This is a genomic window from Pseudoalteromonas sp. ESRF-bin5, from assembly GCF_002632075.1.
Taxonomy (GTDB): Bacteria; Pseudomonadota; Gammaproteobacteria; order Enterobacterales; family Alteromonadaceae; genus Pseudoalteromonas; species Pseudoalteromonas marina.
The window spans coordinates 1-17,906 of record NZ_NTLW01000162.1 but is presented as its reverse complement, the minus strand read 5'-3'; the positions used below and the strand labels follow the sequence as shown (position 1 = coordinate 17,906).

The following is a 17,906-nucleotide window of genomic DNA, read 5'->3' as shown; positions in this document are numbered from 1 at the left end:
ATACGGATTAACGCCCAAATTTGCTTGGTGACAATAGCGTTTTGGACCCACCTGACTCCATGCCGAACTCAGTAGTGAAACGAAACAGCGCCGATGATAGTGTAGCATTTGCTATGTGAAAGTAGGACATTACCAGGCTTCAAATTGTAGAAAGCCGCTTCAGAAATGAAGCGGCTTTTTTACGTCTGCAGGAAAGCAATCTTCAGTATTCCCTTCTCTAAAGCGTAGCGTCTGTTGAGCAAAGCGCCTCTTTGTAAAGAGTGTTTTGGTTATTGGTAGCACACCGACTTCAAATAAGAAAAACTCGTTAAATCAATGTGATGGTTTTTTGCTGTCTGTGGTTTAGTAAACTCACTATCCCTATACTTGAACAACTATTTCTTCATGGCTACCTGATAAATAACGTAATTAGATATACAGTATTGCCCTAGTAACCTCATTTTGCCCAATTCTCTTAATACACGGAGCTAATAACCTAGACGGTATTCAGAAATACAGCCCCTGTCTTAGATAGCATCATTTAGATTTCAGCAAGTTCCTTATATCTCTCATCGACTCTTAGCAGTTATTGATCTAAGCTAATTAAAAAATAATCTTGCGTGCTATATTTCAAGAGTATGTTTGATATAAAAATAACAAAGGCTTTTATATGGATAATTATCCTCAGGGTATTTTTTGTTGGTCAGAGCTTTGCACACATAATTGGAAAGAAGGTAAAGCTTTTTATACCTCTCTATTTGATTGGGGTTATGATGATCAGCCAATTGGCGATGGTATTTTTTACACTATGCTCCAGAAAGAGGGTGACGACATTGCCGCTATGTACGAAATGCAAAAAGAGCAAATTCAGGAGGGTGTTCCAAGCAGTTGGTTAACTTACATTGCTGTAGATGATGTAGATCATTGTGCAATTAAAGCGAAAGAGCTTGGGGCTAAAATAATTGCGGGTCCGCACAATGTTATGGATGCAGGTCGTATGCTCATGTTTACTGATCCGGGGGGAGCAACCGTTGCATTATGGCAAGGAAAAGATCATAAAGGATGTAAACGTTTATCAGAGCTATCAACGCCTTATTGGCATGAGTTAGCGACGCGAAATAGCAAAGTAAGTAATGAGTTTTACTGTGCTTTACTAGGTTGGAAGAGCGAAGTGAAACCTATGGACAACATGGAATATACTTTATTTATGGTAGACGGTAAGCCGATTGCTGGAATGCTGGAAATGAGTAGCGAATGGCCTGATGATGTCCCACCTCATTGGATGATTTACTTTGCAGTTGACGACTGTGATTCTGCCCTTAATAAGGCGAAAAAGCTGGGAGCCCAAGTATGTGTACCTTCTACTACAGTACCAGACGTTGGCCGATTTGGTGTTCTTTGTGATCCTCAAGGTGCTGTTTTTTCGGTGATCCAAACGAAGGATTAAAGCGTTTACAATATGCTGATAAGTGCATGAGAGGGTTGTCTTGCACTTAGCTACTTTGGTTATTGGCATTAACGTTTAATTTTTTGTTATTTTGTTATAATGCCAGTTATATAAATTATGCATGTTGAGTAGACAATGGAATTTGAACAAGATAGCAATTTAACGCTGCCGTTATTTTTATTAAACGAGTCCTTAAGTGAAAGGGATGTAGAGCAGCCTGATTTTGAAATATCAGTAGCGCTCGATGATGAGTTACTTGCTCAAATTTGCCAAAATCCCTCAGCGGACAGCAGCATAGCTATTACAATAACAAGTTATGAGCTGTTAATAGCCGATCCTTCTTACAAATACATGTTAGAACAATCACACCATGCGCAGATAACTTTAAATCATGGACCTGTATTGAGTGTTGTACTAAATACTGAGAATCAAGATGTATTTATATCTCCGCAGATGGATATGATGCCGACCTTTGATTTAGGTGATGAAGGCGAATGAATAAACTCATAGGCATCGTTACATTAGTTATTTTAAGTGGTTGTGCATACTTAGGTAATGCTCATTACAATGAGCTATTTGGCACTGAGCAGGCCCAGCAGCGTATCGTATCTCATACTACTGGCGAAGGGGCTAATTTTTTACAGAATGTGAAACCGGTGCTCGATACTCGGTGTGTTGTGTGTCATGGTTGTTACGATGCACCTTGTCAGTTAAAGCTATCATCCCCTGAAGGAATAGATAGAGGGGTAAGCAAAGACCTTGTTTACGACGGAACTCGTTTACTTGCTACAACGCCGAGTAGATTGTTATTTGATGCTACAACCACAGAGCAATGGCGAGAAAAGAACTTTACTCCTGTTTTAAATGAGCGAGTACAAACTGAGGAAGCTAACTTAGCTGGTAGCGTCTTGTTTAACAGTTTAGTACTGAAACAAAGCCATGAATTGCCTGCAAATGAAATATTAAATAATGAATTTGATTTTTCGCTGAGCCGCTCTCAAACCTGTGCCACTATGGGAGAATTTGATCAATTAGCGGGTGAGCAACCTCATGCTGGTATGCCTTATGGATTACCGGGCGTATCCCGTGATGAATTTAATCACTTGCAGACGTGGCTCAAAGCAGGCGGTAAAATGGCGCATATTGACCCGCCAACAGAGTATGAACTTGAGCAGGTAAAGCGTTGGGAAGCATTTTTAAACCAAGATGATTTGAAGTATCAGTTATCGGCTCGCTATATATACGAGCATTGGTTTTTAGCTCACATATATTTTGATCAAAAATCTCCTGATAACTTTTTTAAGCTCGTCCGTTCGAGCACACCTCCAGGCGAAAAAATAAAATTAATAAGCACACGTCGACCTTATGACGACCCTAAAGTTAACCGTGTTTACTACCGACTTTTGCATGATCGCAGCACTGTTTTATCTAAAACTCACTTACCTCTTAAGCTAAATGATGAAAAGTTGACGCGCTTGTACCAACAGTTCATTGCACCAGAGTATACGGTTAAAAGTATGCCTAGCTACAAGGCAGAGTCTGCATCTAATCCGTTTAAAACGTTTGAAGTGATCCCAATTAATTCTAAATATCAGTTTATGCTTGATGAAGCTGAGTTGATTATTATGGGCTTTATTAAAGGGCCTGTCTGTCGTGGTCAGATAGCGTTAAATGTGATTAACGACCACTTTTGGGTTGCTTTTGCTGATCCAAAAAAAGTGGCCACCCCAGCGGTTGGACAAATGATAATGCAGCATGAAGACGCACTTGAATTACCCGCCGCAGAAGAAAGTAATGCGTTCCCTATTGCTAATTGGGTTAAATACTCAGCTCTGGAGCAAAAATATTTAAAAGCAAAGGTCAATTTAGCGAATGAGATGTTTAAAGGCGGTGAGCATTTAACAACAGATTTATTGTGGAAAGGAGATGGTCATAATAAAAATGCAGCACTGACTATTTTTCGTCATTTTGACAGTGCCACTGTGGTGAAGGGTTTCATTGGCCAAGAGCCAAAAACAACTTGGATTTTAGATTATGCCTTATTCGAGCGTATACATTATTTACTGGTTGCTGGTTTTGATGTTTACGGCAATATTGGGCACCAGTTAGTCACGCGTTTATATATGGATTTTTTACGCCTAGAAGGAGAACAAAACTTCTTAGCATTATTACCAGAAAAAAAACGAGATAAAATCAAAGGCCAGTGGTATCGTAAATCCCCACCAAGTCTTGCTGAGTTTTTTAAAAATAACCGTGAGTTTAGTCAGCCAAGCGGAATAACTTATAAAACAAACACCCCTCAAAAAGAATTGTATGCACTAATGAAAGAGGCGCTAAGTCCAGTGCTAAGTGAGCACTACGATTATAAGCAAGTACCTAAATCGTTAAGTGCCATTAATGCTATGCCGGCAAAAGCAGTAAATTTATTACCGCAGTTATCGTTTGTATTAGTAAAGCAAGATGACGATAGCCATAAGGCTTACACGATTATTCATCATAACGCGCATTACAATATTTCGAGCTTATTAAATGAAGACGGTCAACGAGCTTTTGACGAAGACACTGCAACAATCGTCCCTGGTTTTATAGGTGACTACCCAGCTTCCATTTGGTATTTGAATAATGAACAACAAGTTGAGGCTTTTGCTGAACAGTTACCTATGATGCAAGTAGAAGCTGATTACGCAGCCTTAAAAACTAAATTTGGAATTAGACGTTCTCATCCACAGTTTTGGCAATACAGCGATATTTTACACGCTACAGCAAAAAAATACCGTGGTGTTGAATATGGCTTGTTCGATTACAACCGTTTAGAAAATAGATAGTAAACCCTCTTATATAGCCCAGCTTTGAGTTGGGCTTTTTTATATTTATAGATTAAGCATAGATATTGATGTAATTGGACTACACTTAAACCAAAAAGTTAGGCTAACTATGTTTGAAGTTGTCGCAAATATTCGCCTACGTAATCGGTGGGCATTAATCGCTATTGCGCTATTAATTAGTGTTTCTGTATCACTAATGCAGTACTTTTTTTCAGTACAGAAAAATGATGCAAACATTATTAACATTGCTGGTAAACAGCGAATGCTGTCGCAAAAAATTGCATGGCATGGTGATAAGTTATTAACCTCGCAAGTTCCTAGTACTAGTCATCAGCAGTCTTTAGATGCATCGCTCAGCCTATTTAAAGCAAACCATCAATATTTATTGTTAAAAAACGATAATGGTCAATATAAATACCTCAGCCCTGAGCTTATAAAGTTGTATACACAACCACCTGTTGAGCTAGATTTGCGCGTGCAAAAATTTATCCAACAGGTAGAAGGGCTGCTGTATAAACAGGAAAAAATAAACCCCGATGTGTTTTCTGTTAAGCGCATGGAAGAGTTACTAAAGTATTTAGATCAAGCTGTTGGCTTATTTGAAAAAGAGTCCGTTAAAAAAGTGGCGTGGGTGTCTTCAGCCGAGCTATTTTTTTGGTTGCTAACTATGTTATTGCTTATTGGTGTATTACGTTTTGTGTTCATACCGATGGAAAAGCAGATCACTAAGGCGTTATCAAAGTATCAACAGCAAAAAGATTTTGCGCAGCAAGTGAGTAAAAATAAAGAACACTTTATAGCTCGAGCAAGTCATGAGTTTAGAACGCCCCTACAAGGTTTTGTTACCTCGATTGATTCGTTAGAGGTCAGTAATAGCCAAAAATCGATTAAAACACAGGCCTCTTATTGCGCATCAAGAATAATAGCAATGCTTGACGAACTTCAAGATTTACAGACGCTTAGTTTGGGCCGTTGGGCATTAAAACCGTCAAATGAAAACTTACTTCAGTCATTCAATAAAGTGCTTTTAGGGTATGAATTTGGTTACAACCAAAAAGGCATTGCCTTAGTTAGAGCACTTGATTCGACACTTGACCAAGCTATAAAACTAGATCATCAACGCTTTCAGCAAGTGTTAGCTGAGTTAGTTGGCAACGCATTAAAGTTTACAGAAGAGGGGTCTGTTACTGTTAAGGCTTGTGTTAACAATAAGCAATTAACAGTAACAATAACGGATACAGGTTCAGGATTAACCAAGCCAGTCAGCAGGTTAACCTTTGATTCATCTAATCAAAATAATCACTTTCAAGGGTTAAGAACAGGCCTTGCAAGGGTGCAGTATATTGTTGATGCTTTTGACGGAAATATTGTGTTTGAAAATACATCGCCAAATGGGGTGTGCGTTACGCTAAAAATGCCCGTTGTGATTGATGAAAGTGCACCTTCGTTTAGTGCACTGTTACCTAAAAATATGCATTGTTTAGTTGTTGAAGATAACCCGTTAAACATGCACATTTTAACCCGTATTCTTTCACAGCTTAACTACAGCTATGAATGTGCAAAAAACGGAAAGGTCGCATGCGAGATGGCAACTAAAAACGAATACCAAGTCATTTTTATGGATTTAAATATGCCAATAATGGATGGCTTTGAGGCTATTAAAAAAATACGCATTTTTGACGCTAATACGCCTATTATTGTGGTTACCGCCAATACATCAGAAAGTGATATTGCAATTACCACTCAATTAGGTGCAAATGGGCATGTTTTTAAACCTATCAGCACGCAAGCGTTAGCTGAAGTGTTAATAGGTAGCTTAAACCCTAAATAATAAATTGATTATATAGCGTTATTTTCAGCGTTAATTTAGTAAAAATTATTTGCAATAGGTAAGCTAAAACGCTCAATTGGTCTTTTTCAAAGAGAGGTCTATTTGAGAAAATTACATGTATTTTTTCTGTAAGTGGGATACCAATCCGCCATCGTACTTAATCATCTTGTGGGGCTAAACGTGTCGCTTTCTGCGCTATAAAACGCCTATTTAGAAAAATTGAACAACGAAAATTCAACTTGTTATCAACAGTGTTTTTTAAATCAAAATCGGTTTCTTAATTAGTATTTGTTGAACTTAGCGCATTGATTTACGTTTTTTAATAGAGCTTAAACTAATAATATTAGCAACCCTTAGGGCAATTAATATCACCCTAGGTATAACAATGAGGTTAGAGTCGAGTAACACTGAAACCTTTATCTTTTAACTGCTTTATTAAACCATGCTGCTCTGGTAAGTGCAGCGCGCCTACTGCAATAAATAGCTTTTCGTTATTTAAGCGAGGAACAAGTTGCTCTACCCATTTGTTATTACGGTTTATTAGCATGACTTGCTCGCTTATTTCACCATAATTACTCTCGTCAAAACTCATGTTGTAGTACTCGGTAAGGGTATCCATATCGCCATTTTTCCATGCGTTTACTAGCTTAATAAAGTATGTATTAATATCGCTAAGCTGTTCAAAGGTTTCTTCAATCATTTCATTACTTAATAGCGCCATACCATCAAACATTTGTAACTGCTGCTCTAGGGTTTCTAGTTCACCAATTTTAATGTTGTGCTCTTTAGCATAAGCAAGTACTTGCTTGTCTATGCCTGTTTGATCAGAAAAGCCTGCATTTTGAAACTCAATTTGCATCATAGTCACCATTACAGCCCAAGGTTTGAAGTTGCTAAACATAGCAATATCAATCGATTTTTTTGCAAAGTAATTTTTAAGCTTATTGTAGTTTTGTTTTGATAGTTCTGTTTGTAATGTTTTACCATTTTTTAGCATCATTAATGGCATTGAGCGCTGTTGCATTTGAAATGGAGTCAGTTTGCTAATATCCACTTCTACAATAACGTGTTCGCTCTCATCAATCGCTTTGGTAACGTTTGCTGGTAAGCCTTTCATGCTGGCGTCACCTACGTGTACGGTGCCAAACAAATACGAGCTAGTGCCATTTTTTTCTACTTTATATAAAGCTGGTGCCGCAACGTTATTAAAACTAAGTACTGTAAATAGCACCATAATAAAAAAATGACTAATACGAGGTATCGCTTTCATGGTTTGTCCTTCAAATCCTGTTGTTGAGTTACACAAATACTAACCTAAATTTGCCTATACAGCAGTGCTAAATTTAGTATTTATCAATCGTCTTTTGTGAGGTTATTGGTACTAATATGTGCGCTCAGTGGAGTATTTGTTCTATTTACGTTTTTTGATTTAGTACAGTCGCAAACCATGATTATTAAAACTATTCGGAAGGTCTAAACACTATCTGTATAAAAAAATTAATTTAATTTTTACTAAAACTCAAAAATTAATCAAACCATAAATGGGGAATATAAGAATAGTGAATTTCTATACTTTAAATTAAAACATAAAAATTCCTTCATGGTTGCATTTAGTGAATTTTAAAACCACTTAATTTGGTTTTTCGTGCTTTTTTTGAATTGAGTTTGGTATTGACTTAAGCCGCTCAGCGCGGTACTAATACATAACAGAGCGAAAGATGAACTTTCGCAACAGATTATTTAAATTTGGTGTCAATTACATGCTTACAACTGCACTTAAACTAGTCCTGATTATTATCGTGGTGATTATTCCCGCGAGGGCTTTGTAGTGCTATAAACTTGAGCATTAAAAAGCCCTCCGCACTTAACTGTTCGGAGGGCTTTTTAGTTTAAGGGTAAAAATTAATTAGGTTGTCACTGAAGAATGAGGATTTATTAATGACAGGCGCAGAACTCACAATCGACTTATTAGCCAAACACGGCGTAAAAGAGGTATTTGGCTACCCTGGTGGAGCCATTATGCCAATTTACGATGCGCTGTATGGTGCGCCAGTCAAGCATTACCTCACTCGCCACGAGCAAGGTGCTGGTTTTGCTGCTGTAGGTTATGCCCGCAGCACAGGTAAATTAGGTGTATGTATAGCAACATCAGGCCCTGGGGCTACTAACTTAATAACAGCACTTGCAGATGCAATGATGGACTCAGTGCCATTATTAGCAATTACCGGCCAAGTACCGACTGCCGCTATTGGCTCAGATGCATTTCAAGAAGTCGATGTACTAGGTATGTCGCTTTCATGTACTAAACACAGTTACATGGTAGAGCGAGCAGAAGATTTAGCCGAAATACTACAAGAGGCCATGCACTTAGCCCAAAGTGGTCGCCCAGGTCCTGTGCTTGTTGATATTCCAAAAGATATTCAAATGGCGCAAGTGCCGTTTAAACCTTGGTTAGCCGCTGATGAGTACTTACCGCAGCTTGATTTAAACCAAGTAGCCATTGCCAATCAGTTATTAAGCGAAGCAAAGCAACCTGTGGCGTATGTAGGTGGCGGTGTACAAGCCGCTGATGCGCAAAATGAGTTAATGCAGTTTTTAAATAAAACGCAGATGCCTGCGGTATCAACACTTAAAGCGTTAGGTAGCGTATTACCAGATTACGAACACTACCTAGGCATGCTAGGCATGCACGGTACACAAGCCGCTAATATAGCGGTGCAAGAGTGTGATGTTTTAGTGTGTATAGGCGCTCGCTTTGATGACCGCGTAACTGGGAATTTAGCTAAATTTGCCGCTAAAGCAAAAGTAATTCATTTAGACATAGATGCGGCCGAAGTAGGTAAACGTAAACCAGCTAAAGCCTCATTAATTGCTGATTTAAAAACCTCATTACCGGCACTTGAGTGCTTTGTAACCTCTAAAGCATGGTGCGATATAAATAAGCAGTTAAGCGTAAAACATGCGTGGCGCTACGACTACCCAGGCGAAAAAGTATTTGCCCCGTATTTATTGAACCAATTAAGCCAGCGTATGCCAAAAACAGGCGTAGTGTGCTGTGATGTGGGTCAGCATCAAATGTGGGTAGCGCAACACATGAAATTTAGCCACCCGAGCAACCATTTAAGTAGTGGTGGCGCAGGCACTATGGGCTTTGGTTTACCAGCGGCTATTGGCGCACAAGTAGCACGCCCAGACGATTTTGTAATGACGGTGTCGGGTGATGGCTCAATCATGATGAACATTCAAGAGCTTGCGACTATTCGACGTAACAATTTACCAGTAAAAATACTAATATTAGATAACCAACGCTTAGGTATGGTTCGCCAATGGCAGGAGCTATTTTTTGAAGGACGTTACTCTGAAACAAACCTTTCAGATAACCCTGATTTTGTTCAGTTAGCCGCCGTATTTGGTATTCCTGGGCAAACAATTACCCATGCCAACCAAGTTGATGATGCAATAACAGCATTAGTCAACAGCAAAGGGCCGTACATAGTACATGCCTGCATAGACGATAAAGAAAACGTATGGCCACTTGTACCACCTGGGGCTGCAAATGACGAAATGATTACGGAGAAAGCACAATGAAACACAGCCTAACTATTGCATTAAAGAGCCAAAGTATAGCGGTCGAGCGTTTTTTACGTGTAGTGCGTCACCGTGGTTTTGATCTTACGCATTTTCAGCTCAATATGGATGATGGCCACTACAATGTTGCAATGACAGTAGACAGCGATAAACCAATCCATCTTTTAACAAGCCAGTTAAATAAGCTGGTGGACGTTAAAGAAATCACTTTACAAAATTTACAGCAACAAGCTGTGTAATTGCTAACAACACAAATTTACGAGTAATTGAATAACTGTTACTCACCAATTTTTAGAATGAGGAATGCCCGCTTACACAGCGGCAAAACAGAGGTAACTATGGCTAAATTAAGAAGTGCAACAACAACTGAAGGACGTAAACGCGCAGGCGCACGTGCATTATGGCGCGCAACAGGCATGACCGACACCGACTTTGGTAAACCAATTATTGCTGTAGTTAACTCGTTTACGCAATTTGTGCCAGGGCACGTACACCTTAATCAGCTAAGTGAGCTAATGGCTGAAACAATCACGCAAGCGGGTGGTGTACCAAAAGAATTTAATACTATTGCAATTGATGACGGTATCGCAATGGGCCACGGGGGTATGCTTTACTCACTGCCTTCGCGCGATCTCATTGCCGACTCTGTTGAGTACATGGTTAACGGCCACTGCGCCGATGCGATGATCTGTATTTCTAACTGTGACAAAATCACCCCAGGGATGATGCTTGCAGCGCTACGCTTAAACATACCGGTTATTTTTGTATCGGGCGGACCAATGGAAGCGGGTAAAACGAAACTTGCTAACATCGATATTAAATTAGATTTAGTCGATGCCATGGTAAAAGGCGCTGATGAAACAGTAAGTGATGCTGATTCAGAACAAGTAGAGCGCTCTGCGTGTCCTACTTGTGGGTCGTGTTCAGGTATGTTTACTGCAAACTCAATGAACTGTTTATTAGAAGCTATTGGCCTTGCACTACCGGGTAACGGTACAACGCTTGCAACCCATAAAGATCGTAAGCAACTGTATGTAGAAGCGGGTGCTCGCATTGTTGATTTATGCCGTGAGTACTACCAAAAAGATAACCAAGACGTATTGCCACGCGCTATTGCTAACAAAACAGCCTTTATGAACTCTATGGTTGTTGATATTGCCATGGGTGGTTCATCTAACACCGTACTGCATTTACTAGCAGCCGCACAAGAAGCTGGCGTAGATTTTGACATGTCGCACATTGACGAGCTATCTCGTAAAACCCCATTTTTATGTAAAGTAGCTCCAGCAACAGCACAGTACCACATTGAAGATGTTCACCGCGCTGGTGGCATGATGGCAATTGTGCGTGAGCTAGGCAAAGCCGGTTTAGTTGATTTATCGGTAAACCACGTTGCAGGTATGACTATGGGTGAGCTTGTTAAAAAATGGGATGCGACAGATCCTAAAAACGAAGCGGCACAAAAGTTTTACCGCGCGGGACCAGCTGGCATTCGTACTACAAAAGCAATGAGCCAAGAGTGTCGTTGGGATGAAGGCGATAACGACCGCGAACACGGTTGTATTCGAAGTGTTGAACACGCATTTAGACAAGATGGCGGCTTAGCTGTACTTTCAGGAAACTTAGCGGTTGATGGCTGTATTGTTAAAAGCGCAGGCGTAGTTGACGAAATGCTGCATTTTGAAGGCACTGCAGTGGTATACGAATCACAAGATGATTCAGTAGAAGGCATTTTAAACGACGAAGTAAAAGCCGGTGATGTTGTGGTTATTCGTTACGAAGGCCCTAAAGGCGGCCCTGGTATGCAAGAAATGCTTTACCCAACGAGCTACTTAAAATCAAAAGGTTTAGCTGAAAAGTGTGCGCTGATCACAGATGGACGCTTTTCGGGCGGCACGTCAGGTTTATCTATTGGCCACGTATCGCCAGAGGCGGCAAGCGGTGGTGCTATTGCGTACGTTGAAAATGGCGACAAAATTATTATTGATATTGCAACGCGTGAGATCACGCTTGCACTAAGCGAGGAAGAGCTTGAAGCGCGTAAGCAAAAGCAATTAGCGCGTGGTAAACAGGCGTATAAGCCCCTTGACCGTGAGCGTTATGTTTCGTCGGCATTAAAAGCCTATGCACTACTTGCAACGAGTGCAGATAAGGGCGCAGTGCGTGACTTAGAGAAACTGGAGGAGCTGAGCTAATTATGGTTTCTCAAGAGCTCGATTATTTTCGTGCAATTATTCAAGCAAATATGGAGCCCTTGGCTAAAGTTACTGAGGTCAGTGAAATGCCTGACCTTAGCGCTAAACTTGGCAACCATGTATGGCTTAAACGTGAAGATCAACAGCCCGTGTATTCGTTTAAATTACGCGGCGCATACAATAAATTAAATAAGTTGCCAAAAGGGTCTGTTGTAATTACTGCATCGGCTGGTAACCATGCTCAGGGTGTTGCATTAAGCGCTTCGCATTTAGGGCATAAGGCAACGATTGTAATGCCTGTTACAACGCCAGAAATAAAGGTTAACGCCGTACGCGCTTTAGGCGGTGAGGTTGTATTGCATGGACATCAGTTTGATGTAGCTAAAGCGCACGCGCTTGAGCTCACAGAGCAGCGTAATGGCATTTTTGTCCCACCATTTGACGATCCTGACGTTATTGTTGGGCAAGGTACTGTAGCGCGAGAACTCATGCAGCAGCTCAATGAGCTTGACGCGGTATTTATTCCCGTTGGAGGCGGTGGCTTACTGGCAGGCATGGCTGTTTATATAAAGTCACTTCGTCCTGATATCAAAGTCATTGGAGTAGAAGCCGATGAGAGCGCCTGTTTACAAGCTGCACTTGAAGCGGGTGAACCGGTAGAGCTTGACCGAGTAGGCAGTTTTGCCGATGGTGTAGCGGTTAAAATTATTGGCAAAGAAACATTTCGCTTGGCACAAAAGTTTTGCGATGAAGTAATCACTGTGACTAGCGATGAAATTTGCGCCGCCATGCAAGATATTTTTGTGTCTACTCGTGCAATTGCAGAGCCTTCTGGCGCTCTTGCAACGGCAGGGCTTAAAAAGTGGAGCCAACAGTCGGGCTTAAAAGGTTTGCATTTAGCAGCTGTGCTTTCGGGCGCAAATTTAAACTTTGATCGCTTACGTTATGTCGCTGAGCGCACTGCGCTAGGTGAAAAAAACGAAGCGTTATTAGCCGTTACCATCAAAGAAGAAAAAGGCAGTTTTAAACAGTTTTGTGCGTCTTTAGGTGGCCGTGCTATTACTGAGTTTAACTACCGTTATGCAGGGCCTGGTGAAGCGCAAATATTTGTAGGTATTGCTCTGCGCCAAGGAGAGCAGGAGCTCAATGAGCTCAAGCAGGACCTAACTCAAAACGATTACACATTTTGCGACTTATCAGATAATGAACTTGCTAAATTGCACGTACGTTATATGGTTGGCGGTAAAGCACCCGAAAAACTGCATGAACGTTTGTTACGTTTTGAATTTCCAGAATACCCCGGCGCACTAGCGCGCTTTTTAGATACGCTAGGCAACGATTGGAATATCACATTATTTCATTATCGTAGTCAAGGCGGCTCAATGGGTTATGTATTAGCCGGTTTTGCTATTGAACCTGAGCAATTTGAGACTTTTAACAAGCATTTAAATGACTTAGGCTATAGCGTGCAAGATGAAACGCATAATCCGTGTTTTACACAGTTTTTAACGACGCAACCTCTTTCAGAGAAAACCGCAAAGCTCGCTTCAGTTTAACAGCCATTAAAGAGCAAGTACCTTACAAGGGTGCTTGCTTTATCATTTGTTTTACATATAGTTACTGATACCGTCATTAACTTGAGGAAACTTGGTTGTTACTTAAAGGATTAATACTTGGATTGTGTTGTTTTTGTGGCCAAATTGCGGCGCAAGAATCGGTCACTCTACAATTAAAATGGACGCATCAGTTTCAGTTTGCTGGTTACTACATGGCCAAAGAAAAAGGGTTTTATAAAGATGTGGGTCTTGATGTAACCATAAACCCAGCAGATCTAACAATGCCCGATGCGTTTAGTGCTGTGGCTAATGGCGACGCCGAGTTTGGTGTAGGTCACTCGGGTATTTTACAGGAACGTATAAACGGCCAATCTTTTGTAGCAATGGCGCCTATCTTGCAATATTCACCTTATTGTTGGATGGTCAAAGACACCTCTGATATTTTTCATCCTCGTGATTTTGTAAATAAGCGTATAAGTAAAGTGAGTCACAATGATAGCAATGAGTTAATGGCTATGCTGACACGCAGCGGAGTTAATACACGTTTGCTTAGTGTATACAACGGTGACAACCCAAGCCAAGCCTGGATTGAAAACAGGCTCGATGCGATGCAAGTTTATTTATCTACAGAGCCCTACAATATGACTCAAAGAGGTATATCACATCGCCTAATATGTCCTCAGCGTTACGGCATAGATGTTTATGCAGATATCTTATATACCACTGGGAAAATGTTAAGCACCTCCCCAGAAACCGTTGAAAAATTTTACCAAGCCAGCCTAAAGGGTTGGCGCTACGCAATGATGAATATGGATGAGGCCATTGCGGTTACCCAAATACTTTACGCACCTAACAAAAGTTTCCATGAATTAGCATACGAGGCTGAAGTATTAAAAGAGTACATTATGCCTGCAACAACTAGCTTGGGGCATATGTCTATTCCAAAATGGCGCCTAATTGCAGACTTGTACGGTATTCACCAAACTGAGTTTGATAAGGTTAAAGCCAGTTTTATTTATAAATATCAGCGACCGGAAAAAATGGAATTATCGTGGATGTTAATTGCAGCGATGATTGTGAGTGTTATCTCTATACCGTTGTATTTGCGCTTAATGTTTAGTAAAAAAATAACCGTTTAATGGCTGTTAATGTTACTGATACAATTGGCTACCTTTCAATAAATTAAGCTGTTATGACGTTAGCCGAGCAATTTACTTCACTTGACTCTATTTTAAAGCGTACTCGCACCTATTGGCAGTGCACCGCTTTTGACTTTGATGCGATCCCTTGGCCTGAACTGCGAGGCATATTAAATAGTTTAACAGATGAGCAAGTAGCAACGCTTGATACCAAGCAGAATGAGTTAATAGACTTCTTTAATCCACACATTAAGTTACTTGATGAATTACAGCTATTATGTAAATTACCTCAGGCAAATACTCCCCGATATGATTACCCTTTTTGGATTAGTAACGGCATAAAAGGGCGTAAATTCGAACAACTCCAAGACTTTGTATCTGCGTTGCCAAACACAAAATTACCGGTATTAGAATGGTGTGCGGGTAAAGGGCACTTAGGTCGTATGCTCGCATTTAACGGTGCCACGCAGGTCAGCAGTGTTGAGTTGCAATCAACATTATGCGAACAAGGCCAAAAAGCAGCACTGCAACAAGGCTTGGCAATGCAATTTAGCCAAGTTGATGTATTAAAAGATGATACTACATCACTTTTTAATACACAGATGCATGCTGTGGCGCTTCATGCATGCGGCGCTTTACATCAGGCTATGATGCGCAAAGCAATAGCTGCAAACGTGCAGCAAATTAGCTTTTCACCTTGTTGCTATCATTTATTTACACCTAACGATTACTTACCAATGAGCGATCTTGCCAAGCAAAGTCAGCTTAGGTTAACTCACCGTGATTTAAAACTGGCCTTGCAAGAAACAGTAACCGCGCCAACTCGTGTTGATAAAATACGAAAAACAGAACTTGAGTGGCGGTTGGGCTTTGATGCAATCAGGAGGTCAATTACTAATGAATTACACTATGTTAGTGTTCCCTCTGTTAATAAGGCCGTGTTCTCAGGTTCATTTAAATCATTTTGTGAGTGGGCGGGCGATAAAAAAGCCTTGAAAATACCGCAAGATATTGATTATAAATATTTTTTATCTGTGGGTGTGGCTCGAAAAAAGGTCACTGACAGAGTTGAACTGGTTCGACATGTGTTCAGAAGAGCAATTGAGGTTTGGCTTGTGCTCGATCGTGCTTTATATTTGCAACAGCATGGCTATCAAGTAAGTATTAAAACCTTTTGTGAAAAGCAGTTAACGCCTCGGAATATTTTAATTCTTGCCAATACTAACCCTTCAACCAATAACTAGTCGTTTTGGCTTAATAAGAGATGCAATGAGAAAATTAAAAAATTTGTTCGATAATAATAAAAACTGGGCTGCGCGAACAAGCGAAGCGAATCCAGAGTTTTTTAAAATTTTATCTATGCAGCAAAACCCTGAGTACTTATGGATTGGTTGTTCAGACTCTCGTGTACCCGCAAACCAAATAGTTGATTTATTACCCGGAGAATTATTTGTACACCGTAATGTAGCAAATGTCGTTGTACATACCGATCATAACTGTTTATCTGTTATGCAGTATGCGGTAGAAGTACTAAAAGTTAAACACATAATGGTTGTTGGCCATTATGGGTGCGGTGGCGTTCAAGCTGTACTAAGTAATGCAAAGTTTGGTTTTATTGATAACTGGCTTCGACATGTTGGCGATGTAAAAGAAAAGCACATAGAGCAACTTAACAGCATTGACGAAGAGCAGCGCTTAAGTCGCCTTATTGAGCTTAATGTAATAGAACAAGTACGCAATGTATGCCGTACCAATATTGTGCAAGATGCATGGGAGCGCGGCCAAGATTTAACAATACATGGTTGGGTTTATGGTTTAGAAAACGGCCACTTACATGATTTAGAAGCCGTTGTTACGTGCGCGGAAGAAGAGTCGGACAGTTATAAACGTGCAATACAACATGTTTTTAAAAAAGCAGGTTGTGAGTAAATAAATGACAAAAACGGCGGTTGTTATTGGCGCAACAGGTTTAGTTGGGTCTGAGCTTTTAACTGCATTACTCAGTTGCGCTGAGTATAGTCAGGTTGTCGCGATAACACGCCGAGCGTTATCACTTTCCCATCCTCAGTTAACTAATCACGTTATTGATTTTGGAAAGTTGACTCAATACCGCGATTTCTTTAAAGGTGATGTGTTTTTTTCGTGCTTAGGGACAACGCTTAAGCAAGCGGGCTCTGTTGATGCGCAGCGTAAAGTGGATTTTGACTATCAATTCATCGCCGCACAACTTGCAGCATGCAATGGCATAAGCCATTATTGTTTAGTGTCATCAAGTGGTGCTAACGCAAACAGCAATAGCGTTTATTTAAAAATGAAGGGGCAGCTAGAGCAACAGGTTGTGCCATTAGCATTTAATAAAATAAGTATTTTTCAACCGTCGTTGTTAATAGGTGAGCGAGATCACTTTAGATTAGCTGAAAAAATAGGCAGTGTGATTTTACCATTGCTTACAAAAATTGGTTTCTTAAAGCGTTATAAACCTATAACAGGAAAGCAAGTTGCTTTAAAAATGTTAGCGGTGAGCCTAGAGCAAAAAGAGGCGCAAAAATATTATGTGCTTGATGAGCTATTTATCTAGATTTTTGTTACACATAAAAAGCAGCTCAGGCTGCTTTTTTATGCGTTGAATTAATTATTCTGCGTTTGTATTTTCGTTTAGTTGCTGTTCAAGAATAGCGACTTTAGCTTCTAGCTCAGTTAGTTTTTCGCGTGTACGAATAAGTACTTGGCTTTGAATATCAAATTCTTCTCGGCTAACAAAGTCCATCTCAGCAAGTTTGTTTTGTAAAACTTGCTTTGTTTTACCTTCTAGCGTGTCTGCTAAATTTTTTACACCTTGTGGCATATTACTCGTAATTTGCTTAGCAATTTCTTCTAGTTTTGCTGGGTTGATCATAATTGTCCCTTCGGCCTTGCCTAAAATGAATATAACTAATGTTACCTTATACCCACTTCATTTAACACATGATCATGTTTAGGTAATTAATTATGGCAATTGCTATGCCTGTAGTAATGGTTACGTTAAAATTGCGCGTCTTTTAAATCTTTCTGGTCGTTATGAAACTCAATCCAAAACAAGATGAAGCAGTAAAATACATTAGTGGTCCATGTCTAGTACTTGCAGGTGCCGGTTCTGGAAAAACCCGCGTTATTACAAACAAAATTGCTTACTTAGTGCAAAAATGTGAATACAAAGCACGTAATATTGCAGCGGTTACTTTTACTAATAAAGCGGCTAAAGAGATGCGTGAGCGTGTATTACAAACGCTTGGCAAGCAAGAAGCAAAAGGGTTATGGGTATCAACGTTTCATACACTGGGTTTAGAAATAATAAAAAAAGAAATAA

15 protein-coding genes and 1 rRNA gene are annotated in these 17,906 nt (G+C 40.1%); 14 read left to right on the top strand and 2 right to left on the bottom strand.

The window, feature by feature from the left end; all coding sequences use genetic code 11:
- Positions 1-23 precede the first annotated feature (23 nt).
- The 5 genes from rrf (at position 24) to BCG07_RS09120 (ending at position 6,082) form a co-directional block, all read left to right on the top strand.
- Positions 24-138, top strand: a 5S ribosomal RNA gene (gene rrf / locus BCG07_RS09140).
- 511 nt (positions 139-649) lie between these two features.
- On the top strand, positions 650-1,426 hold the full coding sequence (locus BCG07_RS09135) for a VOC family protein (RefSeq protein WP_138741103.1): 777 nt from the start codon (positions 650-652) through the stop codon (positions 1,424-1,426).
- 135 nt (positions 1,427-1,561) lie between these two features.
- Positions 1,562-1,924 carry a hypothetical protein gene (locus tag BCG07_RS09130; RefSeq protein ID WP_008133269.1) on the top strand — a complete coding sequence of 121 codons (363 nt, stop codon included), beginning with the start codon at positions 1,562-1,564 and terminating at the stop codon, positions 1,922-1,924.
- A complete protein-coding gene (locus BCG07_RS09125) occupies positions 1,921-4,251 on the top strand; it encodes a fatty acid cis/trans isomerase (RefSeq protein ID WP_138741104.1) in 2,331 nt (776 codons plus the stop codon). Before BCG07_RS09130 ends, BCG07_RS09125 begins: the two co-directional genes overlap by 4 nt.
- Before the next feature lie 109 nt (positions 4,252-4,360).
- The gene (locus BCG07_RS09120; protein WP_138741105.1) at positions 4,361-6,082 is read left to right on the top strand and encodes a response regulator; all 1,722 of its coding nucleotides are present in this window, start codon (positions 4,361-4,363) and stop codon (positions 6,080-6,082) included.
- A gap of 391 nt (positions 6,083-6,473) precedes the next feature.
- Here the strand turns inward: BCG07_RS09120 and BCG07_RS09115 are convergent, their stop codons facing one another.
- Positions 6,474-7,352, bottom strand: a complete 879-nt coding sequence (locus tag BCG07_RS09115) for a TraB/GumN family protein (RefSeq protein WP_243532456.1) — start codon at positions 7,350-7,352, stop codon at positions 6,474-6,476.
- 668 nt (positions 7,353-8,020) lie between these two features.
- Here BCG07_RS09115 and ilvG point away from each other — a divergent pair.
- The 8 genes from ilvG to BCG07_RS09075 all read left to right on the top strand — a co-directional run bounded on the left by ilvG (position 8,021) and on the right by BCG07_RS09075 (position 17,138).
- Positions 8,021-9,670 carry an acetolactate synthase 2 catalytic subunit gene (gene ilvG / locus BCG07_RS09110; RefSeq protein ID WP_277053923.1) on the top strand — a complete coding sequence of 550 codons (1,650 nt, stop codon included), beginning with the start codon at positions 8,021-8,023 and terminating at the stop codon, positions 9,668-9,670.
- Entirely contained in the window at positions 9,667-9,909 is a 243-nt protein-coding gene (ilvM, locus tag BCG07_RS09105) for an acetolactate synthase 2 small subunit (RefSeq protein WP_006793049.1), read from the top strand. The genes ilvG and ilvM overlap by 4 nt, the downstream gene beginning before the upstream one ends.
- Before the next feature lie 99 nt (positions 9,910-10,008).
- Positions 10,009-11,865 (top strand): dihydroxy-acid dehydratase, encoded by a 1,857-nt coding sequence (ilvD, locus tag BCG07_RS09100; protein ID WP_008133264.1) that lies wholly within the window; start codon positions 10,009-10,011, stop codon positions 11,863-11,865.
- Between the two features lie 2 nt (positions 11,866-11,867).
- Positions 11,868-13,421: a threonine ammonia-lyase, biosynthetic gene (gene ilvA / locus BCG07_RS09095; RefSeq protein ID WP_277053924.1), complete on the top strand. Its 1,554-nt coding sequence runs from the start codon at positions 11,868-11,870 to the stop codon at positions 13,419-13,421.
- Positions 13,422-13,516: 95 nt separating this feature from the next.
- Complete coding sequence (locus tag BCG07_RS09090) at positions 13,517-14,560, top strand: ABC transporter substrate-binding protein (protein ID WP_006793052.1); 1,044 nt, start codon at positions 13,517-13,519, stop codon at positions 14,558-14,560.
- A gap of 53 nt (positions 14,561-14,613) precedes the next feature.
- Positions 14,614-15,804, top strand: a complete 1,191-nt coding sequence (locus BCG07_RS09085; RefSeq protein WP_277053925.1) for a methyltransferase — start codon at positions 14,614-14,616, stop codon at positions 15,802-15,804.
- Between the two features lie 25 nt (positions 15,805-15,829).
- Positions 15,830-16,489 (top strand): carbonate dehydratase, encoded by a 660-nt coding sequence (gene can, locus BCG07_RS09080; RefSeq protein WP_286889903.1) that lies wholly within the window; start codon positions 15,830-15,832, stop codon positions 16,487-16,489.
- Positions 16,490-16,493: 4 nt separating this feature from the next.
- Positions 16,494-17,138: a Rossmann-fold NAD(P)-binding domain-containing protein gene (locus BCG07_RS09075; RefSeq protein WP_286889902.1), complete on the top strand. Its 645-nt coding sequence runs from the start codon at positions 16,494-16,496 to the stop codon at positions 17,136-17,138.
- A 54-nt stretch (positions 17,139-17,192) separates the two neighbouring features.
- Here BCG07_RS09075 and ubiK read toward each other — a convergent pair whose 3' ends face one another.
- Positions 17,193-17,456, bottom strand: coding sequence for a ubiquinone biosynthesis accessory factor UbiK (gene ubiK / locus BCG07_RS09070; RefSeq protein WP_006793056.1), 264 nt, complete (start codon positions 17,454-17,456; stop codon positions 17,193-17,195).
- 161 nt (positions 17,457-17,617) lie between these two features.
- On the opposite strand from ubiK, the gene BCG07_RS09065 reads away from it, so the two are divergent.
- The coding region (locus tag BCG07_RS09065) for a UvrD-helicase domain-containing protein (protein WP_286889901.1) at positions 17,618-17,906 on the top strand (289 nt) is incomplete at its 3' end.